General features: G+C 67.0%; 26 protein-coding genes. 19 read left to right on the plus strand and 7 right to left on the minus strand.

Features of this window, described 5'->3' with window-relative positions; all coding sequences use genetic code 11:
* The first annotated feature begins 42 nt into the window (after positions 1 to 42).
* The 5 genes from rpmF to SM191_RS05125 all read left to right on the plus strand — a co-directional run bounded on the left by rpmF (position 43) and on the right by SM191_RS05125 (position 2,998).
* Positions 43 to 222 carry a 50S ribosomal protein L32 gene (gene rpmF / locus SM191_RS05105; protein ID WP_037568791.1) on the plus strand — a complete coding sequence of 60 codons (180 nt, stop codon included), beginning with the start codon at positions 43 to 45 and terminating at the stop codon, positions 220 to 222.
* A gap of 39 nt (positions 223 to 261) precedes the next feature.
* Positions 262 to 1,290, plus strand: a complete 1,029-nt coding sequence (gene plsX / locus SM191_RS05110) for a phosphate acyltransferase PlsX (RefSeq protein ID WP_306996964.1) — start codon at positions 262 to 264, stop codon at positions 1,288 to 1,290.
* Positions 1,287 to 2,255 carry a beta-ketoacyl-ACP synthase III gene (locus tag SM191_RS05115; protein WP_306996966.1) on the plus strand — a complete coding sequence of 323 codons (969 nt, stop codon included), beginning with the start codon at positions 1,287 to 1,289 and terminating at the stop codon, positions 2,253 to 2,255. The genes plsX and SM191_RS05115 overlap by 4 nt, the downstream gene beginning before the upstream one ends.
* A gap of 91 nt (positions 2,256 to 2,346) precedes the next feature.
* Positions 2,347 to 2,646, plus strand: coding sequence for an integration host factor subunit alpha (locus tag SM191_RS05120; RefSeq protein WP_306996968.1), 300 nt, complete (start codon positions 2,347 to 2,349; stop codon positions 2,644 to 2,646).
* Positions 2,630 to 2,998, plus strand: a complete 369-nt coding sequence (locus SM191_RS05125; protein ID WP_306996970.1) for a MerR family transcriptional regulator — start codon at positions 2,630 to 2,632, stop codon at positions 2,996 to 2,998. The genes SM191_RS05120 and SM191_RS05125 overlap by 17 nt, the downstream gene beginning before the upstream one ends.
* A 112-nt stretch (positions 2,999 to 3,110) precedes the next feature.
* Here the strand turns inward: SM191_RS05125 and SM191_RS05130 are convergent, their stop codons facing one another.
* The 6 genes from SM191_RS05130 to SM191_RS05155 form a co-directional block, all read right to left on the minus strand.
* Positions 3,111 to 3,632 carry a hypothetical protein gene (locus tag SM191_RS05130; protein WP_306996972.1) on the minus strand — a complete coding sequence of 174 codons (522 nt, stop codon included), beginning with the start codon at positions 3,630 to 3,632 and terminating at the stop codon, positions 3,111 to 3,113.
* A gap of 55 nt (positions 3,633 to 3,687) precedes the next feature.
* Positions 3,688 to 5,214 (minus strand): peptide chain release factor 3, encoded by a 1,527-nt coding sequence (locus SM191_RS05135; RefSeq protein ID WP_341505253.1) that lies wholly within the window; start codon positions 5,212 to 5,214, stop codon positions 3,688 to 3,690.
* 274 nt (positions 5,215 to 5,488) lie between these two features.
* Positions 5,489 to 6,370 (minus strand): aldose 1-epimerase family protein, encoded by an 882-nt coding sequence (locus SM191_RS05140; RefSeq protein WP_341505254.1) that lies wholly within the window; start codon positions 6,368 to 6,370, stop codon positions 5,489 to 5,491.
* A complete protein-coding gene (pheT, locus tag SM191_RS05145) occupies positions 6,363 to 8,726 on the minus strand; it encodes a phenylalanine--tRNA ligase subunit beta (protein WP_341505255.1) in 2,364 nt (787 codons plus the stop codon). Before pheT ends, SM191_RS05140 begins: the two co-directional genes overlap by 8 nt.
* Entirely contained in the window at positions 8,723 to 9,811 is a 1,089-nt protein-coding gene (gene pheS, locus SM191_RS05150; protein ID WP_341505256.1) for a phenylalanine--tRNA ligase subunit alpha, read from the minus strand. The genes pheT and pheS overlap by 4 nt, the downstream gene beginning before the upstream one ends.
* 194 nt (positions 9,812 to 10,005) lie before the next feature.
* Positions 10,006 to 11,217 (minus strand): LL-diaminopimelate aminotransferase, encoded by a 1,212-nt coding sequence (locus SM191_RS05155; RefSeq protein WP_341505257.1) that lies wholly within the window; start codon positions 11,215 to 11,217, stop codon positions 10,006 to 10,008.
* A gap of 119 nt (positions 11,218 to 11,336) precedes the next feature.
* Between SM191_RS05155 and SM191_RS05160 the strand changes: the two genes are divergently transcribed.
* The 9 genes from SM191_RS05160 to SM191_RS05200 all read left to right on the plus strand — a co-directional run bounded on the left by SM191_RS05160 (position 11,337) and on the right by SM191_RS05200 (position 18,740).
* Complete coding sequence (locus SM191_RS05160) at positions 11,337 to 13,052, plus strand: PHA/PHB synthase family protein (protein WP_341505258.1); 1,716 nt, start codon at positions 11,337 to 11,339, stop codon at positions 13,050 to 13,052.
* Between the two features lie 84 nt (positions 13,053 to 13,136).
* Complete coding sequence (phaP, locus tag SM191_RS05165) at positions 13,137 to 14,027, plus strand: phasin family protein (protein ID WP_341505259.1); 891 nt, start codon at positions 13,137 to 13,139, stop codon at positions 14,025 to 14,027.
* Positions 14,028 to 14,308: 281 nt separating this feature from the next.
* On the plus strand, positions 14,309 to 14,656 hold the full coding sequence (locus tag SM191_RS05170; protein WP_306996986.1) for a hypothetical protein: 348 nt from the start codon (positions 14,309 to 14,311) through the stop codon (positions 14,654 to 14,656).
* Between the two features lie 14 nt (positions 14,657 to 14,670).
* Positions 14,671 to 15,612, plus strand: a complete 942-nt coding sequence (gene ribD / locus SM191_RS05175) for a bifunctional diaminohydroxyphosphoribosylaminopyrimidine deaminase/5-amino-6-(5-phosphoribosylamino)uracil reductase RibD (RefSeq protein WP_341505316.1) — start codon at positions 14,671 to 14,673, stop codon at positions 15,610 to 15,612.
* 1 nt (position 15,613) lies between these two features.
* Entirely contained in the window at positions 15,614 to 16,216 is a 603-nt protein-coding gene (locus SM191_RS05180) for a riboflavin synthase (protein ID WP_341505260.1), read from the plus strand.
* Complete coding sequence (gene ribB, locus SM191_RS05185) at positions 16,206 to 17,357, plus strand: 3,4-dihydroxy-2-butanone-4-phosphate synthase (RefSeq protein ID WP_306996990.1); 1,152 nt, start codon at positions 16,206 to 16,208, stop codon at positions 17,355 to 17,357. Before SM191_RS05180 ends, ribB begins: the two co-directional genes overlap by 11 nt.
* Positions 17,357 to 17,776 carry a 6,7-dimethyl-8-ribityllumazine synthase gene (ribH, locus tag SM191_RS05190; RefSeq protein ID WP_056436225.1) on the plus strand — a complete coding sequence of 140 codons (420 nt, stop codon included), beginning with the start codon at positions 17,357 to 17,359 and terminating at the stop codon, positions 17,774 to 17,776. The genes ribB and ribH overlap by 1 nt, the downstream gene beginning before the upstream one ends.
* A complete protein-coding gene (locus SM191_RS05195) occupies positions 17,773 to 18,321 on the plus strand; it encodes a GNAT family N-acetyltransferase (RefSeq protein WP_341505261.1) in 549 nt (182 codons plus the stop codon). The genes ribH and SM191_RS05195 overlap by 4 nt, the downstream gene beginning before the upstream one ends.
* Positions 18,318 to 18,740 carry a hypothetical protein gene (locus SM191_RS05200; protein ID WP_341505262.1) on the plus strand — a complete coding sequence of 141 codons (423 nt, stop codon included), beginning with the start codon at positions 18,318 to 18,320 and terminating at the stop codon, positions 18,738 to 18,740. The genes SM191_RS05195 and SM191_RS05200 overlap by 4 nt, the downstream gene beginning before the upstream one ends.
* Positions 18,741 to 19,011: 271 nt before the next feature.
* Here the strand turns inward: SM191_RS05200 and SM191_RS05205 are convergent, their stop codons facing one another.
* On the minus strand, positions 19,012 to 20,106 hold the full coding sequence (locus SM191_RS05205) for an alkene reductase (protein ID WP_341505263.1): 1,095 nt from the start codon (positions 20,104 to 20,106) through the stop codon (positions 19,012 to 19,014).
* Positions 20,107 to 20,171: 65 nt separating this feature from the next.
* Here SM191_RS05205 and SM191_RS05210 point away from each other — a divergent pair, with 65 nt between their 5' ends.
* The 5 genes from SM191_RS05210 to ssb all read left to right on the plus strand — a co-directional run bounded on the left by SM191_RS05210 (position 20,172) and on the right by ssb (position 24,747).
* Positions 20,172 to 21,143, plus strand: coding sequence for a DMT family transporter (locus SM191_RS05210; RefSeq protein WP_341505264.1), 972 nt, complete (start codon positions 20,172 to 20,174; stop codon positions 21,141 to 21,143).
* Positions 21,144 to 21,148: 5 nt separating this feature from the next.
* Positions 21,149 to 21,823 (plus strand): COQ9 family protein, encoded by a 675-nt coding sequence (locus tag SM191_RS05215; RefSeq protein ID WP_341505265.1) that lies wholly within the window; start codon positions 21,149 to 21,151, stop codon positions 21,821 to 21,823.
* A gap of 203 nt (positions 21,824 to 22,026) precedes the next feature.
* Complete coding sequence (locus tag SM191_RS05220; protein WP_373461701.1) at positions 22,027 to 22,278, plus strand: FeoA family protein; 252 nt, start codon at positions 22,027 to 22,029, stop codon at positions 22,276 to 22,278.
* A gap of 16 nt (positions 22,279 to 22,294) precedes the next feature.
* The gene (gene feoB, locus SM191_RS05225; protein ID WP_341505266.1) at positions 22,295 to 24,154 is read left to right on the plus strand and encodes a ferrous iron transporter B; all 1,860 of its coding nucleotides are present in this window, start codon (positions 22,295 to 22,297) and stop codon (positions 24,152 to 24,154) included.
* A 20-nt stretch (positions 24,155 to 24,174) separates the two neighbouring features.
* Positions 24,175 to 24,747: a single-stranded DNA-binding protein gene (gene ssb, locus SM191_RS05230; protein WP_341505267.1), complete on the plus strand. Its 573-nt coding sequence runs from the start codon at positions 24,175 to 24,177 to the stop codon at positions 24,745 to 24,747.
* The last annotated feature ends 4 nt before the right edge of the window (positions 24,748 to 24,751 follow it).

The raw sequence follows: 24,751 nt of genomic DNA on the forward strand, positions 1-24,751 counted from the left end.
GTGGCGTATTCCACCCATTGTTCGAATTGATAAGGTGCCGCAATGGCCGTCCCCAAGAGAAAGACTTCGCCCTCCAAGCGCGGCATGCGCCGTGGCCACGACTCGCTGACGATCGCGGCATTCCAGGAATGCCCGAACTGTGGCGAGCTGAAGCGTCCGCACAATCTGTGCACCGCTTGCGGTCACTATAACGGCCGTGAGGTCGTGTCGGTCGAGGGCTGATCCCTCCATCCGTCAACGGAATGACCGTTAGAGGAACGCATGGCCGATAACGCCTGGATCGCCGTCGATGCGATGGGCGGCGACGACGGGCTGGCCGTGATGCTGGCCGGTGTCGCCAGAGCGCGACGCCGTTTCGAGGGCATGCGCTTCCTGCTGGTCGGGGACGAGGCACAGATTGCGGAGGGGTTGAAGACCCATCCCAATCTGTCCGCCGCGTCCGAAATCGTGCACGCGCCCGAAGTGGTCGGCTCCAGTGAGAAGCCGAGCCAGGCGATCCGGCGCGCCCGCACGACATCGATGGGCATCGCCATCGATCTGGTGAAGCGGGGACGCGCCGCCGCCGCCGTGTCGTCGGGCAATACCGGCGCGCTGATGGCGATGGCCAAGCTGTCGCTGCGTACCCTGCCCGGCATCGACCGGCCCGCGCTCGCCGCGCCGCTCCCCACGCTGGGCGACAATGACGTCGTCATGCTCGACCTGGGCGCCAATACCGAGTGCGATGCGCGCAACCTCGTGCAATTCGCGGTGATGGGCGCGGCCTATGCCCGCATCCTGCTCGAACTCGACAATCCGCGCGTCGCGCTGCTCAACATCGGGTCCGAGGATCAGAAGGGCACCGACGAGATTCGCGACGCCGCCGCCGTGCTGCGCGGACAGAGCCATCTGCCGCTGAACTTCACCGGCTTCATCGAGGGCAATCAGCTCGCCCGCGGCGAGGTCGATGTGATCGTGTGCGACGGCTTTGCGGGCAATATCGCGCTCAAGACCGCCGAGGGCACCGCGCGATTCGTGGGCGACCTGTTGAGGCGCGCCTTCCGCTCCTCGACCCGGTCCAAGATCGGCTTCCTGATCTCGCGCCCCGCTACGGAATTGCTGCGCGATCATCTCGACCCCAACAACCATAATGGCGCGGTTTTCCTGGGCCTGAAGGGCGTGGTGGTGAAGAGCCATGGCGGCGCGACCGAACTGGGCGTCGCCACCGCGATCGGCAACGCGGCCAAGATGGTGCGCGCCGACCTGACCCGGCGTATTGCCGAGGATCTCTTGAATTTCGAGGATGCCGCATGATTCGTTCGATCGTCACGGGTACGGGTTCGGCGCTTCCAACCCGGCGGGTGTCGAACGAGGAACTGGCGCAGGAGGTGGACACGTCCGACGAGTGGATCGTCGAGCGCACCGGCATCCGTTTCCGCCACATTGCGGGCCCCGAGGAAACGACCGCCACGCTGGCCGCCGACGCCGCCAAGGCCGCGATCGCGGCGGCGGGCCTGTCGGCGCAGGATATCGACCTGATCGTGCTGGCGACCGCCACCCCGGACCAGACCTTTCCCGCCACCGCCACCAAGGTCCAGACGATGCTGGGCATCGACGATTGCGTGGCGTTCGACGTCGCGGCGGTCTGCTCGGGCTTTCTCTACGCCGTGCAGGTCGCCGATGCGATGCTTCGCTCGGGCGTGCAGCGGCGCGCGCTGGTCATCGGTGCCGAGACCTTCAGCCGTATCCTCGACTGGGAGGACCGCACCACCTGCGTCCTGTTCGGCGACGGGGCGGGTGCGATGGTGCTGGAGGCCCGCGAGAGCGCGGATGCCGACGGACGCGGAATCCTGACGACCAAGCTCCATGCCGATGGGCGTCACAATGGCCTGCTCTATGTCGATGGCGGCCCCTCGACCACCGGCACGGTCGGCAAGCTCCGCATGAAGGGTCGCGAAGTGTTTCGCCATGCCGTCGTCAATCTGGCGCAGGTGATGGAAGAAGCGCTGCAACTGGCCGGGCTGTCCGCCGCCGATGTCGACTGGGTCGTGCCGCATCAGGCCAATGCCCGCATCCTCGACGCCACCGCGCGCAAGCTGAACCTTCCCGCGGAGAAAGTCATCGTGACGGTCGATCGCCATGCCAATACCTCGGCGGCTTCGGTTCCTTTGGCGCTGGACACGGCGGTTCGGGACGGGCGCATTCGGGAAAATGATCTGATCGTTTTGGAGGCAATGGGCGGCGGCTTCACTTGGGGAGCGGCTGTAATCCGCTTCTAGGCAATCGATTTTCATTAACCAAGATAAATCCCTTTCGGTCCCAATAGTCGATGTGTTAATCGGCCCATTACAGACCATTGGGGGGATGGACATGACCAAAGCTGGAACTTTGACACGCGCTGATCTTGCGGAATCGCTGCATCACGAAGTGGGCCTGTCCCGCTCCGATTCGGCGGACGTGGTCGAACAGATTCTCGTCGAGATGTGTGATGCCCTGGCACGGGGTGAGAACGTCAAGATTTCCGGCTTTGGCACCTTTGTGCTGCGCGACAAGGGGGAGCGGATCGGCCGCAATCCCAAGACCGGGATCGAGGTGCCCATCGCACCCCGCCGCGTCCTGACCTTCCGCGCAAGCCAGATGATGCGCGATCGTATTGTCGCGGCGGGATAGGCCCGAGCGTCCCATCGAAGGCGGCAAGTCCGATGGTGCCCTGCGCACCATCGGCGAGGTTGCGCGGGAAACCGGCGTGGCGCAGCATGTGCTACGCTATTGGGAAAGCCGTTTTCCGCAGCTTCGCCCGGTGCAGCGGGCGGGCAACCGACGCTATTACCGCCCCGAAGACCTGGCCCTGATTCGCCGCATCGATCACCTGCTCAACCAGCAGGCCTATACCGTGCGCGGCGTCCAACAACTGTTGGACAACGAGGCGCGAGCGAAAGACGATCCCGCGACCATGTTGCGCAACATCCGCGATTCGCTGGTCGAGGCGCTGGCCTGGGACGATCGGGCGGAACGGCGATAGGGGGCGCACGCGGCCTTAGACTTCGCTTTGGCTGGACGGCTGGGTGGAGTGGGTCCGGACCTCGAACCCCGTTCAGCCGGAGCGAAGTCGAAGGCGAGGCTGCAATCCCGCCTCAAGCGTGCTGAATCACCCCGCCCTGCGCTCCCAGCAGCAGATCGCGGCAAGCCCGGTTATAGGCATGGGCGCGCCACCAGAACCAACCGCCATTGCCGACACCCCAGGCCGCGACGCCGAGCGCCGCCCAAGGCACCGCGCGTGCCGCCCGACCACCGCGCGCGGCGATCCGACCGGCGGCAAGCCCGCCCTTGCCGATCCGCCGTGCGGTCTTGGCCAGCTTTCCCGCCGCGCGCGCCTGCGACAACAGGCCCGACCCGCCACGCAGATCGCCCAGGATCGCCGCCGGGCCGACAAAACCCTTCAGCTTGGCCGCAATCTCCTGCGCCTCGATGGCCGCACCGGGCTCCAACTGGCGGCGCTGCGCCCCCGTCAGGCCATAGGCATCGGCGATCGCATCGATCGTCTCGGCCAGGCTTTCGGTCCCGATGGTCAGCGCCTTCGCCCCGGCCTTCAGGGCGCGGCGGCGGATCAGCTTCTCATTGGCCTCGAAGGTGGCGTCGATCGCGGTGCGGTCCATGGACAATCCCTGTTCGTTCATGACCGTTGAAGCCCCGAAACGGCCTTCCGGTTCCTTAGCGCTCGCGCGTGGCGAGGAAGCGGACCTTCGGGTAACGATCCGCGACATAGCCGACCTCCCAGGCGCTCTTGGCGAGGAAGACGGGGTTGTCGTCGCGGTCCTTGGCCATGGCGGCACGGTTCAGGTCCATGAACGCCTTGAGGTCGGCGGGATCGTCCGCCGCGATCCAGCGCGCGGTGTCGAACGGCGCGGGCTCCAGCCCGGCGGCGACCTTATACTCGGCGTCCAGCCGCGACAGCAGCACATCGAGCTGCAACTGCCCGACCACGCCGATGATCCAGTTAGACCCGATCTCGGGATAGAAGACCTGGGTCACCCCCTCCTCGGCCATGTCGTCCAGCGCCTTGCGTAGCTGCTTGGTCTTGGTCGGGTCCTTGAGTGCCACGCGGCGAAGGATTTCGGGCGCAAAATTGGGCAGGCCGGTGAAGCGCACATCCGCCCGCTCCGACAGGGTATCGCCGACGCGGAGCGTGCCGTGATTGGGGATGCCGATGATATCGCCCGGAAACGCCTCGTCCGCGACTTCGCGATTCTGCGCGAAGAACAGGATCGGCGAATGCACCGCGATCGGCTTGCCATGGCCCGTCGGCGTCAACTTCATGCCGCGCTTGAAGGTGCCCGAGCAGAGCCGCATGAACGCGATCCGGTCGCGATGCTGCGGGTCCATATTCGCCTGCACCTTGAAGACGAAGCCGGTGACTTCCTTGTTCTCCGGCGACACCGGCGCGGGTTCGGCGGGCTGTGGGCGTGGGCTCGGCGCGTGGCGGCTGAGCGCGTCGATCAGTTCGGCGACGCCGAAGTCCTTCAGCGCGGAGCCGAAATAGACCGGCGTCAGGTCGCCATTGCGATAGGCTTCGCCGTCGAACTGGGCGTAACCCGCCTGCGCCAGTTCCACCTCTTCGGCGACCTCGGGTGGAAGGGGCGGCGCATCGTCCACCTTGCCCAGAAAGGCGCGGCTGTCCCCTTCGGGACGGCTCACCTTGCCGGTGGTCAGGTCGAGCACGCCCTCGAACAACCCACCCATACCGACCGGCCAACTCATCGGCGCGACGTCGAGCGCCAATATGTCGGCGATCTCGTCGAGCAGTTCGAACGCCGGACGGCCTTCGCGATCGACCTTGTTGACGAAGGTGATGATCGGCACGGAGCGCAGGCGGCACACCTCGAACAATTTGCGCGTCTGCGCCTCGATCCCGCGCGCCGCGTCGATCACCATCACGGCCGAGTCGACGGCGGTCAGCGTGCGATAGGTATCCTCCGAGAAATCCTCGTGGCCCGGCGTGTCGAGCAGGTTGAAGGTCACGCCGTCCTTCTCGAACGTCATGACTGAGGACGTAACCGAGATGCCGCGCTGCTGCTCGATCTTCATCCAGTCCGACCGCGCGCGCCGGTTCTGGCCCCGCGCCTTGACCTCGCCCGCCAAGTGGATCGCGCCGCCGAAATAGAGCAGCTTTTCGGTCAGCGTCGTCTTGCCGGCGTCAGGGTGCGAGATGATCGCGAAGGTACGGCGGGGGGAAGTCATGGGCGGCTCTGTCGAATAGGGAAATGGGGCGTCCGGGCGCCCGAGATGCTGCGCCTGTTACAGCAAATTGCGGCACAAGACAGGCCCTGGATTGCGGTAGCCGTCAGTGCCAGCCTTCCTCCATCCGCGCCACCCCGGCGAAGGCCCGGGTCCAGTTGCCAAGGTCGTTGAGATCGGACGTCGACATTCGCTATCGACGTCACAGCCACTGGACCCCGGCCTTCGCCGGGGTGGTGTAGGATATGGGGTGGTGTAGGATATCAGGCGGACGCCCTTACCCCGCCAGCGCCACCGTCATCCGCATGACCTTCTCGCCACCGACCGGCACCACGAACACGCCGGGCTTGTCGGCAAACTCGCCATCATACCCTTCCGGATCGGCGATGCCGTGCCAGGGCTCGACACAGACATAGGCCGCGCCGGGCTTGGTCCAGATGCCCAGCTTGGGCGTATCGGGGAAAGCGATACGCAACTGCGGCGCGCCCTCGGCGGCATAGGTCAGCGCCTGGCTTTCGACCGGATCCCAGACCAGCGCGTCCTCGGTGAACAGGTCATCCGCCAGATGCAGGACGCGGCCGTCTAGCGGGCTGTCACGGCGCTCCTCCGCGATCAGGCCGTCGGGCGCGATCTTGCGGAGCCGGGATGGCTCGTCCTTTTCGAAGACGATGCGGTGCTCGGCCCGCGCCTTGCCGTATGGCAACGGCCAGGCGAAGGCGGGGTGGAAGCCGAAGCTGGCGGGCATCGGCACCTCGCCCCGGTTGAGGAGGCGGATTTCCATGATCAACGTCGCCTCTTCCAGCCGGAACTCCGCCTCCAGCCGAAAGGCGAAGGGATAGGAGGTGCGGGTTTCCTCGCTATCGCCCAGCGAGAAGACCGCGCGGGTCGCCTCGTGCGTCACCAGTTCGAACATCGAGTGGCGGGCGAAACCGTGCTTGGCCATCGGATAATGCTGGCCGTTCAGGCGGATGCCGTCGCGGGTCACGCCGATCACCGGGAAGAGCAAGGGCGCGCGGCCGGTCCAGAAGGCCGGGTCCGCGTTCGTCATCAACTCGCGACCCTCGGCGTCCTTCAGCGAGGACAATTCCGCTCCGAACGGATTGATCGCCGCCGACAGATGGTCGTTGCCGATGCGGACCCAGTTTTCCTCATTAGCCACGGAGTTGCGCTCCCTGCTTGGCGGCCGCCGCGACGATCTTGTCCGCGACGGCTTTCAGTTCCTCGTCGGTGAAGCTTTTCTGTGACGGTTGCAGAAGCACTTCGACCGCGACCGACTTGTGGCCATCGGGCACGCCCTGACCGGCGAACACGTCGAAGACGCGCGCGGCGGTGATCGCGGCCTTATCGGCACCCCGGACCGCGCGGATCAGCATGTCGGCGGCGAGGGCCTCGGGCACCAGAAAGGCGAAGTCGCGCTTCACCGACTGCAAGGCGGGGGGCGTATAGGCTGGGCGCATGAAGCCCGTCGCGCGCTTCGGCGGGATCGCGTCGAGATAAAGCTCGACCGCCGCCACCGCGCCGTCGAGGTCGAACGCCTTCAGGACCGAGGGGTGGACCATGCCGAACGCCGCCAGCACGGTCTTCGGCCCCAGCCGCAGCGTACCCGACTGGCCGGGATGCCAGGCATCGCCCGCCTCGCCCATCACCTGCAAATTGTCCACCGGCGCGCCTCCTTGCGCGAGCAGCGCGATCGCCTCCGCCTTGGCGTCGTACGCATCGTACCCTTGCGCCTTGCCCGAACGCCAGTTGCGAGGCGTCTTGTCGCCCGCCAGCACCACGCCCAAGGTGGGCCGCTCGGCCTCTTCCAGATAGCGGCGACCGATCTCAAACAGGCGCACCGACGTTGCGCCGCGCTTGATGTTGCGCTCGGTCGCGGCGAGCAGGCCGGGGAGGAGCGAGGGCCGCATGACCTTCAGGTCTTCGCTGATCGGGTTGGCGAGCGTGAAGGCCCCACCGCCAAAGGGCGCGGCCTGCGCCTCGCTGATGAAGCTCCAGGTCACCGCTTCGTCCAGACCGCGCGCGGCGGCAGCGCGGCGGGCGCGGCGCTCCAGCTTTTGCTGCGGCGTGGCGGTGGGACGTGCGACGCCGGGGGTGCGGGGGAGCGCGACCGGGGGAACATGGTCGATCCCCTCGATGCGGATCACTTCCTCGACCAGATCGGCGGGGCCGTCCACGTCGCGCCGCCAGCTTGGTGCCGTGACCTGCCAGTCGGCGGTGACGGTGAAGCCCAGCGATTCGAGGATCGCCTTCTGCCGCTCGGGCGCGATGGCGAGGCCGCCCAGCGTCTGGGCAAGGTTCGGGTCATAGACGATGGTCTTGCCGACGACCGGCGGCTGCCCCGCGCGGGTCACGGTGCTGGCCGTACCGCCGCAATATTCGAGGACCAGATAGGTCGCGATGGCGAGGCCGTCGTCGAGGAACGCCGGGTCCACCCCACGCTCGAACCGCTGGCGCGCGTCGGAGGTCAGGGCCAGCTTCTGGCCCGTCCGCGCAATCGCCTCGGGCGCGAAATAGGCGCATTCGATGATGACGTCGGTGGTCGTCTCCGACACGCCCGAATGTGCACCGCCCATGATGCCGCCGATATCGTGCACGCCCGCATCGTCGGCGATGACGGTCATGCCCTCCGACAGGGTATAGGTCTTGCCGTTGAGCGCCTCGACCGTCTCGCCCTCGCGCGCCTTGCGGGCGACCAGACCGCCCGAAAGCCTGGCCTTGTCATAGACGTGCAAGGGTCGACCGAGATCGACCGTCATGTAATTGGTGATGTCGACCAACGCCGAGATCGGCTTCTGCCCGATGGCGGTCAGGCGCTGGCGCATCCATTCCGGTGCCTCGCCATTGGTCAGCCCCGACACGGCTTGCGCGTAGAAGGCCGGGCAGCCCTCCGCGTCCTCGATGCGAACGTCGGGGCCGGGGCCCTCGCCCGGAACCGACGGCACGGTCGGCGCGATCAGCGTGCCCAGCCCGGCGGCGGCCAGGTCGCGCGCGATGCCGTGGACGCCCATGCAGTCCTGCCGGTTGGGCGTGATCGACACGTCGATGACCGGATCGTTCAGCCCCGCATAGTCCGGAAAGGAGGTGCCGACGACCGCATCCTCGGGCAGTTCGATGATGCCGTCATGGCCCTCGCCGATCTGCAACTCGCGCGCCGAGCACATCATGCCGTTCGACTCGACGCCCCGAATGGCGGCAACCTTGAGCGTCACGTCGAGACCGGGGACATAGGCCCCCGGCGCGCCGAACACACCGACAAGGCCCGCGCGGGCATTGGGCGCGCCGCACACGACCTGCATCGGGCCGTCGCCCGCATCGACCGACAGCACCTGCAACTTGTCCGCCTGCGGATGCCGCTCCGCCGACAGGATGCGCGCGACGCGGAACGGGGCCAGCGCCTCGCCCGGATTGTGGACGCCCTCGACCTCCAGGCCGATACGGGTCAGCCCCTCGACGATGGCGTCGAGCGAGGCGTCGGTGTCCAGATGGCTCTTCAGCCAGCCCAGGGTGAACTTCATGCGCCGACTCCTCCCGACAGAGTGGGTACGTCGAGGCTCGCGAACCCGTAATGCTTCAACCAGCGGATATCGCCGTCGAAGAACGCCCGCAGATCGTCCATCCCGTATTTCAGCATGGCGAGGCGATCGATGCCGCAGCCGAAGGCGAAGCCCTGCCACTCATTGGGATCGAGCCCGCAGGCCTCGATGACCTTCGGGTGGACCATGCCGGACCCGAGAACTTCCATCCAGCCGCCGTTCTTGCCCTCTGGGGACCCACCGATGACGCGCTTGCCCTTCTCGATGGTGTAGCCGACATCGACCTCCGCCGACGGTTCGGTGAAGGGGAAATAGCTGGGGCGCAGGCGCAGCACGATATCGTCGCGCTCGAAGAACGCCTTGAGGAACGTCTCCAGCGTCCATTTCAGATGGCCGAGCGTGATGCCCTTGTCGATCACCAGCCCCTCGACCTGATGGAACATCGGCGTGTGGGTCGCGTCCGAGTCGGAGCGATAGGTGCGGCCCGGCGCGATGATACGGATCGGCGGCTTCTGGTCGAGCATGGTGCGGATCTGCACCGGCGAGGTGTGGGTGCGCAGCACGCGGCGGACCGTGCGCTCGTCGCCCCCGGCCTCGACGCCCGCCAGATAGAAGGTGTCGTGCATCGCGCGCGCCGGATGCGTCTCCGGGATGTTGAGCGCGGTGAAATTGTGCCAGTCGGTCTCGACCTCCGGGCCGGTCGCGACCGCAAAGCCCAGATCGGCGAAGATTTCGGCCAGTTCGTCCATGACTTGGGCAACCGGGTGGACGGTGCCGAAGCTGGCGGTTTCGACCGGCAGGGTCATGTCCAGCCGCTCGGACGACAGCCGCGCGTCGAGTGCCGCCTGCTCCAGCGCGGCCTTGCGGGTCGCCAGCGCCTCGGTCACGGCTTCACGCAGCGCGTGGATGCGCGGCCCTTCGACCTGGCGCTCGTCGGGGGCCATCTTGCCCAGGGTCTTGAGCAGTTGCGTGATCCGCCCCTGCTTGCCCAGCGCATCGACGCGGATCGCCTCCAGCGCGTCCAGCGCGGGCGCGGCGGCAATGGCGGCGAGCATGGGCTCACGCATTTGATCGAGTTCGTTGCTCACTCTTCACTCCGTCGGCCGCTGCGGCCGCCCCGATGGGGAAGGCCTCGGCCGGTTTGCGGGATTGCACCCGCCGTAGCGGCTAGGGGCGGCCCGGATCAATCCTTCTGACGGTCGCCCATGCGGCATGACCGGGCTGGTGGCAGCGGAGCCCCGCCCCGCCGCCGTGCCGCGCCTTACACCGCCTTGGCCGATCCCGGCGTGTTGACGCCCATCGACTGGAGGTAACGCTTGATGTTCCGCGCCGCCTGGCGGAGCCGCTGTTCGTTCTCGACCAGCGCGATGCGGACGAAGCCCTCGCCATTCTCGCCGTAACCGACGCCTGGCGCGACCGCGACCTTGGCCTCGGTCAGCAATTGCTTGGAGAATTCGAGGCTGCCGAGATGCGCCAGCGCAGGCGGCAGCGGCGCCCAGGCGAACATCGAGGCCTTGGGGCTGGGAATATCCCAGCCCGCCCGGCCGAAGCTTTCGACCAGCACGTCGCGGCGCTTGTGGTAAAGCTGCCGGTTCCGCTCGACGATGTCCTGCGGTCCGTTGAGCGCGGCGCAGGCCGCCGCCTGGATCGGGGTGAAGGCCCCGTAATCGAGATAGGACTTCACCCGCGTCATCGCCGCGATCAGCTTCTTGTTGCCCACCGCGAAGCCGATCCGCCAGCCCGCCATCGAATAGGTCTTGGACAGCGAGGTGAACTCGACCGCCACGTCCTTGCCGCCCTTGACCTGAAGGATCGAGGGGGTCGGGTTGCCGTCATAATAAAGCTCGGAATAGGCGAGGTCGCTGAGAATCCACAGCTCATGCTCCTTCGCGAACGCCACGAGGCGTTCGTAAAAGGCCAGGTCCACCGTCTCGGCGGTCGGGTTGGACGGATAATTCACCACCAGCACCGAGGGGCGCGGCACGGTGAAGTGCATCGCCCGCTCCAGGCTCTCGAAATAGGCTTCGTCGGGCGTGGTCGGCACCGCGCGGATCGTCGCCCCCGCGATGATGAAGCCGAAGGTGTGGATCGGATAGGACGGATTCGGCGCCAGGATCACGTCGCCCGGCGCGGTGATCGCGGTGGCCAGCGACGCCAGCCCTTCCTTCGAGCCCATGGTGACGACCACCTCGGTCTCGGGGTCCAGATCGACGCCGAAGCGACGGCCATAATAATTGGCCTGGGCGCGGCGCAGGCCCGGAATCCCCTTGGACTGGGAATAGCCATGGGCGTCGGGCTTCTTCGCCACCTCGACCAGCTTGTCGAGGACATGGTCCGGCGGCGGCAGGTCGGGATTGCCCATGCCCAGATCGATGATGTCCTCGCCGCCCGCGCGCGCCGCCGCCCGCATCGCGTTGACTTCGGCGATGACATAGGGCGGCAGGCGCTTGATGCGGTAGAACTCTTCGGACATGGGTCCCTCGTTGAAACAATTGGGACCCGATGCTTAGCGCCTTTCGTTCAACAACGCGACCCGACATGACGGCGCAATATCCTGACGCTAGGATGGATCCAAACGAACGAGAGGATGCGATGACGGCCGCCCCCGCGACAGCCCCCACCCTTCCCACGCTGGAAGAGTTGCAACACTGGACCTGGGTGATGGGCCGGGCGCAGCAGATGATGATGGAGGCCGCGCTGTCGCCCCCGCCGGAGGGCGTGCCGGTGGTGCCGGGCTTCAACGACCCCGCCACGATGGGGCGGGTCCGCGATTTCTGGTCCGATTCGATGGCACTGTGGCAGCGCTTCGTCGATCCCGCCGCCGAACCGAGCCCCCCCCCCAAGCCCGATCGCCGCTTCAGGGCCGAACAGTGGCAGTCGCCGCTCTTCGACTGGATACGGCAGAGCTATCAGGTGATCTCCGACCATATGCTGCGCGGCGTCGATGCGCTGGAGGGGGTGGAGCCCAAGCAGAAGGAGCAGATCCGCTTCGCCGCGCAGGCCTTTGTCGATGCGATGAGCCCGACCAACTTTCCCGCGACCAATCCGGAGGTGCTCGACACGATCGTCGAGACGCGCGGCGAGAATCTGTTGAAGGGTTTGCAGAACATGCTCGCCGATCTGGGGCGCGGGCAACTGACGCACAGCGATTCGCGCGCGTTCGAGGTCGGGCGCAATCTCGCCGCGACGCCTGGCAAAGTCGTCAAGCGGACCGACCTGTACGAACTGATCCACTATACCCCGACCACCGAACAGGTGGCGGCGGTGCCGATCCTGATCTTCCCGCCCTGGATCAATCGCTTCTACATCCTCGACCTTTCCCCTGAGAAGAGCCTGATCAAATGGCTGGTCGATCAGGGGTTCAGCGTCTTCATGGTGTCGTGGAAGTCCGCCGACGCCAGCATGAAGGACGTGATCTGGGACGATTACGTCACCGCGCAGGTCGATGCGGTCGACACGGTGCGCGCGTTGCTGGACGTCGAGTCGGTTCACACCGTCGGTTACTGCGTGGCGGGCACGACGCTGGCCGCGACCCTGGCCTATCTCTCCGCCAAAGGTGAGGCGGCGAAGGTCGCCAGCGCCACCTTCTTCACCGCCCAGGTCGATTTCTCCAAGGCGGGCGAGCTGCTCCACTTCGTCGATGACGAGCAGTTGAAGCTGATCGGTACGCTGTCCCCTGAGGGCTATCTCGACGGGCGCTATCTGGCGATGACCTTCAACCTGTTGCGCGGGCGCGACCTGATCTGGAACTACGTCACCAACAACTATCTGCTGGGGCGCGATTATGTGCCGTTCGACCTGCTCCACTGGAATGGCGACGTCACCAACCTGCCCGCCAAATGGCATCTCAGCTATCTGACCGACCTGTACCGCGACAATCGGCTGATGACCCCCGGCGCGATGGCGGTGGCGGGCGTACCGCTCGACCTGACCAAAGTGGCGACCCCCGCCTATGTCCAGGCGGGGCGCGAGGATCATATCGCTCCAGCCGAAAGCGTGTGGAAGATCACCGAGGCCTTTACCGGCCCACTTCGCTTCGTGCTGGCGGGATCGGGGCATATCGCTGGTGTGGTGAACCCTCCGGCCGCGGGGAAATATCAATATTGGACCAACGACACGCCCGCCGCGACGCTGGCCGACTTCGTCGCGGGGGCGAAGGAGACGAAGGGAAGCTGGTGGCCCGACTGGGCGGACTGGTTGCGAACCCGCGACTCCGCGACCGTGTCGGCGACCGGTGCGCGGATACCGGGCGAAGGTCCGCTCCCCGCGCTCGACGAAGCGCCCGGACGATACGTCAAGCTGCGCTAGACGGGATTTGCTGCACCGCACAATAGACTTGATTTTCATCATGCGAATCGCTATTGTGCACCGCAACAAATCGGGAGAGCGCTCTTGGATTCGAAGAAGCAGACCGTTCCTGCGGCCAAGCCGCGACGGGCGACCAAGCCGGTAGCGGCCAAGACGTTGCCGGGACTCCCCTCCGACCCCATCCCCGCCGCGAAGCCGGTGGTCGCCGCGACCGCCCCGGCTCCGTCGGTCAGCCCGCCCCTGCCGCCGAAGCAGCCCGAGGCCAAGACGGCACCGGTCGCCGAAAAGCCCATCGTGCCGGTGGCGGCCAAGGGGGTGGACGCCGCACCCAAGGTCGAAAAGCCCCAGGCCGTCAGCGCCCCGGCCAAGCCGGTCGCCGCACCGCCTGCGCCCAAGCCCAAGGTAAAAGCCCAGCCCAAGGCCGTCGAAGCGGTCAAGCCCGCTCCGGCCCCCAGGCCCGAAGCGCCCGCGCCCGAGATTTCTTCCCCGACCGCCGCGGTTTCGGCGGACTCAAAGCCCAAGGACATCATCATGGACGCCACGAGCACCATCGAAAACGCGACCGCCAAGACCCAGGCCTTTTTCGGCGACGCCCAGGCGCGCACCCAGGCCGCGATGGAAAAGAGCAGCAAGCTGTTCGAAGACATGGTCGCCTTCAGCAAGGACAATCTGGAAGCGGTCGTCGAATCGTCGAAGATCGCCGCCAAGGGCGCCGAGTCGCTGGGCCAGGGTGCAGCGGACTATGCCAAGCGCTCGTTCGAAACCGCGACCCAGACGCTGCAAACCCTGTCGGCGGTCAAGTCGCCGACCGAGTTCATGAAGCTCCAGTCGGACTTCGCCCGTTCGGCCTTCGACTCGATGGTCACCGAGACCTCGCGCTCGACCGAGACGATGATGAAGCTGGCCGGTGAAATCGCCCAGCCGCTGAGCAACCGCTTCGCGGTCGCGGCCGAGAAGATGAAGACCGTCGCGTAATGCGCTGACGCTTTCCTTCGCGGGAAAAACGGGGCGGTCACTGCGGTGGCCGCCCTTTTTTGTTGAGCGGGTTCGACGGAGGCATCGCTTGCGGCTTGCCCTCCCCCATCCCCTCCCGCCTGCGGGAGGGGAGCGGCAAGATCGGACGGTTCGATCCATCCGCGAGTTCGACCCTTGGCACGCCCCTCCCGCAAGCGGGAGGGGATGGGGGAGGGCATGGTGTCTCACCGAGACCGACGTCCCCACTGGCATCCCACGCCCGCAAGCCCTATCTTCCCCCCATGTCGTTCTTCGGCCGCTTCTCCCCCGTCCGCGCCATCCGCGACCTGCGTTTCTTCCTGGCGCAGCGCCAGCCCTATGAACTCGTCTTCCTGATGATCGCGATGGGGATCACGGGCTTCTTCATCTACGCCTTCGCGCGCAACGACTATGTGCCGGTGCCGTACAAGCCCGACATCGTCTATGTCGAACAATGGCGCGCCGACCGCACCGATGCGGAGATCAAGGCGCAGCAGAAGATCGACTATGTGAAGAAGAAGGAACGGCTGGCCGAGGAGAAGGCCGCCAGGGAACAACGTCAGGCCGAGTTCAAGAAGGTCGATGACACGCTGAGCCGGTGGGGCTTCTGACCGATCATCGCTGGATGGGCGTGGCGCTGGCGCTGGCGGATCGCGGCGTCGGGCGGACCGCGCCCAATCCCAATGTCGGATGCGTGCTGGTCCGGGACAGCCGGGTCGTGGGACGCGGCTGGACGCAGGCAGGCGGCCGCCCCCATGCCGAGGCGATGGCGCTGGCCGAGGCGGGCGAGGCGGCGCGGGGTTCCACCGCCTATGTCACGCTGGAGCCTTGCGCGCATGTCTCGCTGCGCGGTCCCGCCTGCACCGACCTGCTGATCGCCGCTGGAGTCGCGGGCATCGTCGCCGCGATGGGCGATCCCGACCCACGCACCGATGGCACCGGCTTCGCCCGCGCCCGCGCCGCCGGGATCGCGGTGACGACCGGCGTTCGCGAGGCGGAGGCGCGGGCGATGATCGCGGGTTTCCTGACCCGCCGGGCGAAGGGCCGCCCCTTCGTCACGCTGAAGCTCGCCACCTCGCTGGACGGCAAGATCGCCCGGCCCGATGGGACAAGCCGCTGGATCACCGGCCCGGAGGCGCGCGCACATACCCATCTGGAGCGCAGCCGCCATGAGGCGATCCTGGTCGGGCGCGGCACATTGGAGGCGGACGCCCCCAGGCTCGACGTCCGCCTGCCGGGCCTGGAGGGCCGAAGCCCCCGCCGCATCCTGCTGTCCCGCACGCCGGAGGCGGGTTGGGACACCATCCCCTCTCCCCACGCCATCGCCGATCTGGCGGGCGTCGACCGGCTGATGGTCGAGGGGGGGGCGAAGACCGCCTCCGCCTTCCTCGCCGGTGATCTGGTCGACCGGCTGCTCCTCTACCGCGCGCCGATCCTGATCGGGGAAGGCCGCGCGGCGCTGGGCGATATCGGGCTGGAGATGCTGGCCGATGCGCATGGTCGCTGGACGCTCACCGACTCGCGGATGCTTGGCAGCGACCGGTTGGAGGTCTACGAGCGCGACTGATATGTTTACCGGGATCGTCACCGACATCGGCTCCGTCTCCGCCGTGGAAAACCGCGGCGACACGCGAGTCGTCATCGCCACCGCCTATGATACGGCCAGCATCGACCTGGGCGCATCGATCGCCTGTTCGGGCGTCTGCCTGACCGTGGTCGAAAAGGGCCCCGACTGGTTCGCGGTCGATGTCTCCGCCGAGACGATCGGGCGCACCGCCGACCAATGGACGAGCGGCCAGCGCCTGAACCTCGAACGCGCGATGAAGCTGGGCGACGAGCTGGGCGGGCATATCGTCACCGGCCATGTCGATGGCGTCGGCACCGTCGTCTCGGTCGCGGAGGAAGGCGGGTCGCACCGGGTGTTCGTAACCGTACCCGCCGACCTCGCCCCCTTCATGGCGACCAAGGGTTCGGTGACGGTCGACGGCGTCTCGCTGACCGTCAACAGCGTCGAGGACCGCGAGGCCGGCACGGTCATCGGCCTGAACATCATTCCCCACACCGCCGCCGTCACCACCCTGGGCGGCATTGCGGCGGGCCAGCGCGTCAATATCGAGATCGACGTGCTCGCCCGCTATCTGCAACGCATGGAGCATTATCGTGGCCGCTGATCCGAACGCGCTTTCCGGTCTGCGGCGGGGATTCCTCTCCAGCCCCGAAGAGATCATCGACGAGGCGCGCAACGGCCGCATGTTCATCCTGGTCGATGACGAGGATCGCGAAAACGAAGGCGATCTGGTCATCCCCGCACAGATGGCGACGCCGGAGAAGGTCAACTTCATGGCGCGGCACGGGCGCGGCCTGATCTGCCTGGCGATGACGCGCGAGCGGGTCGACACGCTCGGCCTGCCGCTGATGAGCCCCAAGAACGGGACTCGGCACGAAACCGCCTTCACCATCTCGATCGAGGCGCGCGAGGGCGTCACCACCGGCATCTCCGCCGCCGACCGCGCGCGGACCATCGCGGTGGCGATCGACGCAGGCCATGGGGCCGACTCGATCGTGACGCCGGGCCATGTCTTCCCGCTGGTCGCGCGCGATGGCGGCGTGCTGGTGCGGGCGGGCCATACCGAGGCGGCGGTCGATGTCGCGCGGCTGGCGGGCCTGAACCCCTCGGGCGTGATCTGCGAGATCATGAACGAGGACGGCACGATGGCGCGGATGGACGACCTGGTGTCGTTCGCGCAGCTTCACAACCTGAAGATCGGCACGATCCGCGACCTGATCGCCTATCGCCGTCGCTACGACCATCTGGTCGAGTTGCAGTCCGAGGCGACCTTCGAGAGCGAATGGGGCGGCACCTGGACCGCGCGCGCCTATCGCAACAAGGCGACCGGCACCGAGCAGGTGGCGTTGGTCAAGGGCAGGCTCGACACCGACCAGCCGGTACTGGTGCGGATGCACGCGCTGTCGCCCTTTGCCGATGTGTTCGGCGAGGCGGGATCGCGCGGGGCCTTGCTCGCCAAGTCGATGCGGATGATCGCCGAGGAAGGCTCGGGCGTGATCGTCGTCATCAACCGCCCGCGCTCCGACGCCTTCACCACCGCCGTTCGCCTGAAAGCCGGCGAGGAGGTGCAGATCGATATGGAGGAACTGCGCGATTACGGCGTCGGCGCGATGATCCTGGCCGAACTGGGCGTGCAGGACATGGTGCTCTTGACCAACACCCATCACACGCTGATCGGGCTCGACGGCTATGGCCTGTCGATCGTCGGCGAACGTCGCATCGAAAATTTTGAGGGAGACGCCTGATGGCGCATGTGTTGATCGTCGAGGCGCGCTTCTACGAGCATCTGAACGACCTGCTCCTGTCGGGCGCGCGCGCCGCGATCGAGGAAGCGGGCCACAGCCATGAGACGATCACCGTCCCCGGCGCGCTGGAGATTCCGGGCGCGGTGGCGATGGCGGCCGACACGGGGCGCTACGACGCCTTCGTCGCGATCGGCGTGGTGATCCGCGGCGAGACCTATCATTTCGAGATCGTCTCCAACGAGAGCGCGCGCGGCCTGATGGCGCTGACCATGGACGGTCTGCCCATCGGCAACGGCATCATCACCACCGAGAACGAGGCGCAGGCGCTGACCCGCGCCCGCCCGGACGAGAAGAACAAGGGCGGCGAGGCGGCCAAGGCGGCGCTCGCCATGCTGGCGCTGAAAGGCCGGTTCGGGTGACATCGCCCGTCCTCCAGACCGAGCGGCTGATCCTCCGGGTGCCATCGGCGGAGGATTTCGAGGCCTGGGCGACCTTTCACGCCGAGGAGGATACGATGCGTTTCCTCGGCGGGGTGCAGGCGCGCGGGGCGGCGTGGCGGTCCTTATGCACCATGGTCGGCGCGTGGAGCGTGCGCGGTTTCGCCATGTTCTCGGTGATCGAGCGCGACACCGGCCGCTGGGTCGGACGGATCGGCCCGTGGCAGCCGGAGGGCTGGCCGGGACGCGAAGTCGCCTGGGGCGTGGCGCGGGAGTTCGCCGGGCGCGGCTATGCCTATGAAGCGGCGCGCGCGGCGATGGACTACGCGATCGATGTGCTCGGCTGGGACCATGTGATCCACACCATCGACCCGGACAATACGGGCTCGATCCGGCTGGCACAGCGGCTGGGGTCGGCGAACGAAGGGTCGGTGAGCCTGCCCGCCCCGCTGGAGGGTTTCCGCGTCGACGCCTGGGGCCAGAGTGCCGACCAGTGGCGCACGCGGCGAGGAGCACGCGCGCAATGACCGACATGCCGCCCACCCGCTTTCGCGTCGTCGAGCGGGGTCGGCGGCTGGAGGTGATCGACACCCAGGCGAGCAAGGCGGCGCCTGCGCGTCGGACGGAGGCGCCGCGTCTGGCCGCCGGGAAGGTGCCCTGTTTCAAGCTGCCCGAAAAGGTCCGCTTCGATGGCGGCGGGTCCTGGACGACCGATGGCTTCTACGATGCGAAGGGGCCGCGTACCGTGACGCTGGACGCGGGCGCGATGCGGAGGCTGCGCTATGCCGGGGCGGCGGCGCTGGCACTGGTGATGGTGTGGGCGGCGCTGGGTTTTGCGATTCCGATCGTGTGGGGCGCGCCGATGCTGCTGCTCAACCCCAAGGTTCGCGAAACGGTGCGGGGGCAGGTGACGACGTTGATCGACGGGCTGGATAGCGGCGGATAACGCCCCGCCCTCCGTTCACGCTGAGCGAAGTCGAAGCGCACGTTCCGCGTTCGCCGCGAGGGTTTCCCTTGGCCTTCGACTTCGCTCAGGCTGAACGGAGGTAGGGGGAAAGAAATGCGCTCCCAACGGACGTCACCCCGGCGGAGGCCGGGGTCCAGGTGCCGCCAAGTCTGTTGTTTAACCCGGCCAGCCCCTTCGCCACCGCATCGCAACTGGACCCCGGCCTTCGCCGGTGTGGTTGGGGGGCGAGGGGAAACCCCCGCCCCTCACCTCACGCAGCGCGCGCGGCTTCGGCGAGCGTGGGGTAGTCGATATACCCCTCCGGTCCTTGGCTGTACCAGGTCTTCATGTCGCTCTCATTCAGCGGCGCATCGGTGCGCAGCCGCTCAGGGAGGTCGGGATTGGCCAGGAAGGTACGCCCGAACGCGATCCCGTCCGCCACGCCCGAATCGATCGCTTCTTGCGCCTTGGCCCGGCTGTCGAAGTCGCTGTTGAGGATCAACGGCCCCCGGAAGACCTCACGGATCTGCGGCGACAGCTTGGGCACGTCGGTCGCGCCGTAAGTGCCGTCCGGCCCGATCTCACGCAGTTCGAGGAAGGCGATGCCGAGGTCCGACAGCATCTTCGCGGCGGGCACGAAGACCGAAGCCGGATCGCTGTCGTCCACACCCTGGCTGTCGCCATTGGGCGAGAGGCGGACGGCGACTCGATCCTTGCCCGCGACCGCGATCACCCGCTCGGTGATCTCGCGGAGCAGGCGGATGCGGTTTTCCGGCGAGCCGCCATATTCGTCTTCGCGGTGATTGGCCCCGTCGCGCAGGAATTCGTCGATCAGATAGCCGTTGGCGGCGTGAATCTGCACCCCGTCGAACCCGGCGCGCATCGCGTTACGCGTCGCCAGTTCATAATCGTCGAGCAGGCGCGGGATTTCGGAGAGTTCGAGCGGACGGGCCGTCTCGAAATCCTGCTTGCCCTCGAAGGTATGCGCCTGCCCCTCGGTCCGCGTCGCCGAGGACGATACAGGCTGCATCCCCGTCACCGAACTGTGCACCTGGCGACCCATATGCCAGAGTTGCGCGACGATCCGGCCGCCCGCCTTGTGCACGGCGGCGGTCACCGGCTTCCAGGCCTCGACCTGCTCGTCGGTCCACAGGCCGGGTGCATAGGGCCAGCCCAGCCCTTCACGGCTGATGCCCGTGGCTTCCGAGATGATCAGGCCCGCACTCGCGCGCTGGGCATAATATTGTGCCATGATCGGCGTCGGCACCGCCTCGCGCGTGGCGCGCGCGCGGGTCAGCGGGGCCATCAGGATACGGTTGGGGGCGTGAATGGCGCCCAGATCGATGGGATCGAACAGCGTTGGCATCAAAATGCAATCCTTCTGCGGCCTTTCTGGCCTGACGCAACGCAGATAGGAGGTTAAGGGAGCCCATGCCCGTGTTCCGCGCCCCAAGAAAAAGTGAACGGCCTGAAAGGGATGGTCTTTCCGACCGGAACGGGCCGATCACGACGCCGCCCCTGGCCTTCGCGGCGGTCATTTTCGCCAATGTCGCGCTCGCCTTCGGGCCGCTGCTGGTGCGGATGGCCGATACCGGGCCGGTCGCCTCCGCCTTCTGGCGGATCGCGCTGGCCGCGCCGGTGCTGGCGTTGGTCGCATTGCTCGGCCCCGCTCGCCCCCGCATTCCGGGCCAGGGGCAGGTGGGGCTCTGGGGCCTGCTGCTGATCGGCGGGGTCGCCTTTGCGGGTGATCTGGGCACCTGGCATATCGGTATCCAGCAGACGACGATGGCCAACGCCACGCTGTTCGGCAATTCGGCGACCTTCATCTTCCCGCTCTATGGCTTCCTCGTCGCGCGCGCCTGGCCCTCACGGGCGCAAGGGGTGGCGCTGATCCTCGCGGCGGTCGGCGCGGGGTTGTTGATGGGCCGCAGCTATCAGGTCGATCCGCGCCATCTGGTCGGCGATCTCCTCTGCTTGCTCGCCGGGCTGCTCTATGCGGTCTATTTCATCCTGATGTCGCGGGTGCGCGTCGCGATGCCGCCGGTCCCGGCGCTCGCCTGGTCGACCGTGGCCAGCATCGTGCCACTGCTCATCTTCGCCCTGATGCTGGGCGAGCGGATATGGCCCGGCCATTGGGGACCGCTCATCCTGCTGGCGGTGGGGAGCCAGATCGTCGGCCAGGGGTTGATGATCTATGCGCTGGGGCTGCTCAGCCCGCTGGTGATCGGGCTGGCCCTGCTGGTCCAACCGATGGTGGCGACGGCGATCGGCTGGATCGTCTATGGCGAGACGCTGGCGCTGCCCGATCTGGTGGGCGTCGCGATGGTGGCGGTCGCGCTGGTGCTGGTGCGGCGCGGATCGACGAGGAGGGTTGCCAAGACCGGCGATAGGAACGACGAGTGATGCATATGACCGAGGCTGCCATGACCGATGTTCAGGACCTGACGCTCGACGAGGTACGCGCGCTGCTGGCGCAGGGGATCGCGTCCAACGCGGCCTTTGACGGCTGGGGGGACGCCGCCCGCGACATGGCGGCGGATGCGGCCGGGGTCGACCGCGACATCGCGCGACTCGCCTTCAAGGATGGGCCGGTCGCGATGATCGACGCGTGGTTTTCGGCAATCGATGCGGCGATGGTCCAGGCGGTCCCCGTCGAACAAGCCGCCGCGATGAAGATCCGCCAGCGCATCACCGCGCTGGTCGAAGCCCGGCTGGCGGCGGTCGCGCCCAATCGCGAGGCGCTCCGCCGCGCGCTGACCATCCTGGCGATGCCGCAGAACGCCGCCACCGGCGCGCGACTCGGCTGGCGGACGGTCGATACGATCTGGGCACAGGCGGGCGATACCGCGACCGATTACAATCACTATACCAAGCGGGCGACGCTGTTCGCGGTCTATGCCGCGACGATCGCCACCTTCCTGAACGACGATAGCGAGGATCACGCCGACACCCGCGCCTTCCTCGCGCGGCGGATCGAGGGGATCATGCGGTTCGAGAAGTGGAAGGCCGGGGTCGTCAAGCGCGGCGAGAACAGGCCGAGCCTGTCACGGTTTATCGGGCGGTTGCGTTATCCGGCGGTGTGAGGGGAGTGGAGGTGACGGATTCCCTTGGCCTTCGACTTCGCTCAGGCTGAACGGGGCGAGGAATGGCTGAACGGGGCGAGATGCCCGGCATGTATACCAATCTCCGTTCAGGCTGAGCGAAGTCGAAGCCCACGCCCCAAACCTCACATCCATTTCACGAACAGGTAATTGATAATCAGTCGCACCGGGGTTATGTGTCGGTCATGGCGATGTTGAGCAGTCTCGAAACCCTTCCCCGCCGGCAACCGGCGACCGTGGCCGCGATCGACTGGGCGCAACTGGCCGTGCCGGAGGCGCGTCGCCTGCGCGAACTGGGCTTCGACGAAGGCGTGGGGGTCGAGGTGCTGCACCGCGCGACATTGGGCGGTGGCCCGATCGCCTGCCGGATCGGACGCATGACGGTGGCGCTGCGCCGCAGGGTCGCGGCTTCGATCCGCGTCGCCACGGGCGCTTGAGGCCCAGCCGGATATAATGAACGCCGCACCGCTGGTTGCGCTCGTCGGCAATCCCAATGCCGGCAAAAGCGCCCTGTTCAACGCGCTCACCGGCGCGCGGCAGAAGGTCGGCAATTATCCCGGCGTCACCGTCGAGCGCCATTCGGGCCGCCTCGTGCTGGAGGATGGCCGTCCGGTCGAGCTGGTCGACCTGCCCGGTGCCTATAGCCTCGATCCCGGCAGCCTGGACGAACAGGTCACGCGCAACGTCGTCATGGGATCGCAGGCGGGCGAGCGCCGACCCGACGCGCTGGTCGTGGTGGTCGATGCCGCCAATCTCGACAATCATCTGCGCTTCACGCTCCAGTTGATCGCGCTCGGGCTGCCGGTCGTGGTCGCGCTCAACATGGTCGATCTGGCCGAGCGTGACGGGCTGACGCTCGACGCCGATATCCTGGCGCGCGAACTGGGGGTGAAGGTCATTCCCACCGTGGCGGTGCGCCGTCGCGGGCTGGACGCGCTGAAGGGTGAGATCGATCGGCTGGTATCCGAGGAGCGGGCGCATCCGGTCGCGGCTGCCGACAAGATCGACGATATCGTTACCCTGCAACGCCGCGCGCGCCAGATCGCGGCGACCGCGACCGTGGCCGAGACGCCGACGCGCCGCTGGACGCACATGCTTGACTCGGTCGCGCTGCATCCCATTTTCGGGCCGATCCTTCTGGTCGGACTGCTCTTCATCATGTTCCAGGCGGTCTTCGCCTGGTCCGAAGCCCCCATAAGCTGGATCGAACAGGGCTTCGTCTGGCTGGAGGCGCAGGTGGGTGCGGCCCTGCCCGAGGGCTGGTTCCGCAGCCTCATCACCGACGGCCTGATCGCCGGTGTCGGCGCGGTCATCGTCTTCCTGCCGCAAATCCTGATCCTGTTCCTGTTCATCCTGGTGCTGGAGGCGACCGGCTATATGGTCCGCGCGGCCTTCCTGATGGACCGGCTGATGGCGCAGGTGGGGCTGTCGGGACGTGCCTTCATCCCCCTCCTCTCCTCCTTCGCCTGCGCGGTGCCGGGCATCATGGCGACGCGCACGATCGATGACGAGAAGGACCGGTTGACCACGATCCTGATCGCGCCGCTGATGACCTGTTCGGCGCGGCTGCCCGTCTATACTATCATCATCGGCGCCTTCATCCCCGACCGTCAGGTGCTGCCGTTCGTCGGCTTGCAGGGGCTGGTGCTGCTCGGCCTCTATCTGATGGGCATCATCGGCGCGTTCGTCGCCGCCCTGCTGCTGCGCCGCACCGTCACCAAGGGCGCGTCGTCAGGCTTCATGATGGAGATGCCCAAATATCAGTGGCCGCATGTCCGCGACGTGTTGCTCGGCCTGTGGAGCCGCGCGCTGATCTTCCTGAAGCGCGCGGGCACCACCATCGCGCTGACCACCGTCATCCTTTGGGCGCTGCTGTCCTTCCCCAAGCCGCCCGAGGGGTCGGGAATCTCGCCGGTCGACTATTCGATCGCGGGCCGCATCGCGAGCGGGATCGAGGTCGTGGTCCGCCCGATCGGCTTCAACCGCGACATCGCGCTGGCGCTGGTGCCCGCCATGGCCGCGCGCGAGGTGGCGGTGGCGGCGATCGGCACCGTCTATGCCATCGACGATACCGAGCATGAGGGCGGGCAGAAGGCGATGACCGACAAGCTGAAGCGCAACTGGTCGCTGCCCACCGCGCTCGCCTTCCTGATGTGGTTCGTCTTCGCGCCGCAATGCATCTCCACCATCGCGGTGACCCGGCGCGAAACCAACGGGTGGAAATGGCCCGCCTTCATGGTGGCGTACTTGTTCATCACCGCCTATGTCATGGCGGGCATCACATATTGGCTGGCCGTTTTCGCCGGCCTCTAGAACAAGCACAGGACTGATACATGGCGGGCAGCGTCAACAAGGTGATTCTCGTCGGCAATCTGGGACGCGATCCCGAGAGCCGCTCCTTCCAGAATGGCGGCAAGGTGGTCGAACTGCGCATCGCCACGTCCGAATCGTGGAAGGACCGCAACAGCGGCGAGCGCAAGGAAAAGACCGAGTGGCACACGGTCAAGATCTTCAACGAAGGTCTGGCCAATGTCGCCGAGCGATTCCTGCGCAAGGGATCCAAGGTCTATATCGAAGGCGCGCTGACCACCCGCAAATGGCAGGACCAGCAGGGTAACGACCGTTACTCGACCGAGGTGACGCTCCAGGGCTTCAACTCGGTGCTGACGATGCTCGACGGCCCCGGCGGCGGCCAGGGCGGGGGCGGTCGTGGCGGCGGCGATTTCGGCGGTGGTGACGATTTCGGCGGCGGCAACGACTTCGGTGGCGGGTCGAGCGGATTCGGCGGCGGCAATCGTGGCGGCGGCTCGACCAATCAGAGCGGCGGTGGGAACGGCGGCAACCGTGGCGGGTTCGGACAGGGCGGCGGTTTCGCCGACGATCTGGACGACGACGTGCCCTTCTGATCGG

The organism is Sphingomonas sp. 2378 (genome assembly GCF_038084995.1).
Taxonomy (GTDB): Bacteria; Pseudomonadota; Alphaproteobacteria; order Sphingomonadales; family Sphingomonadaceae; genus Sphingomonas.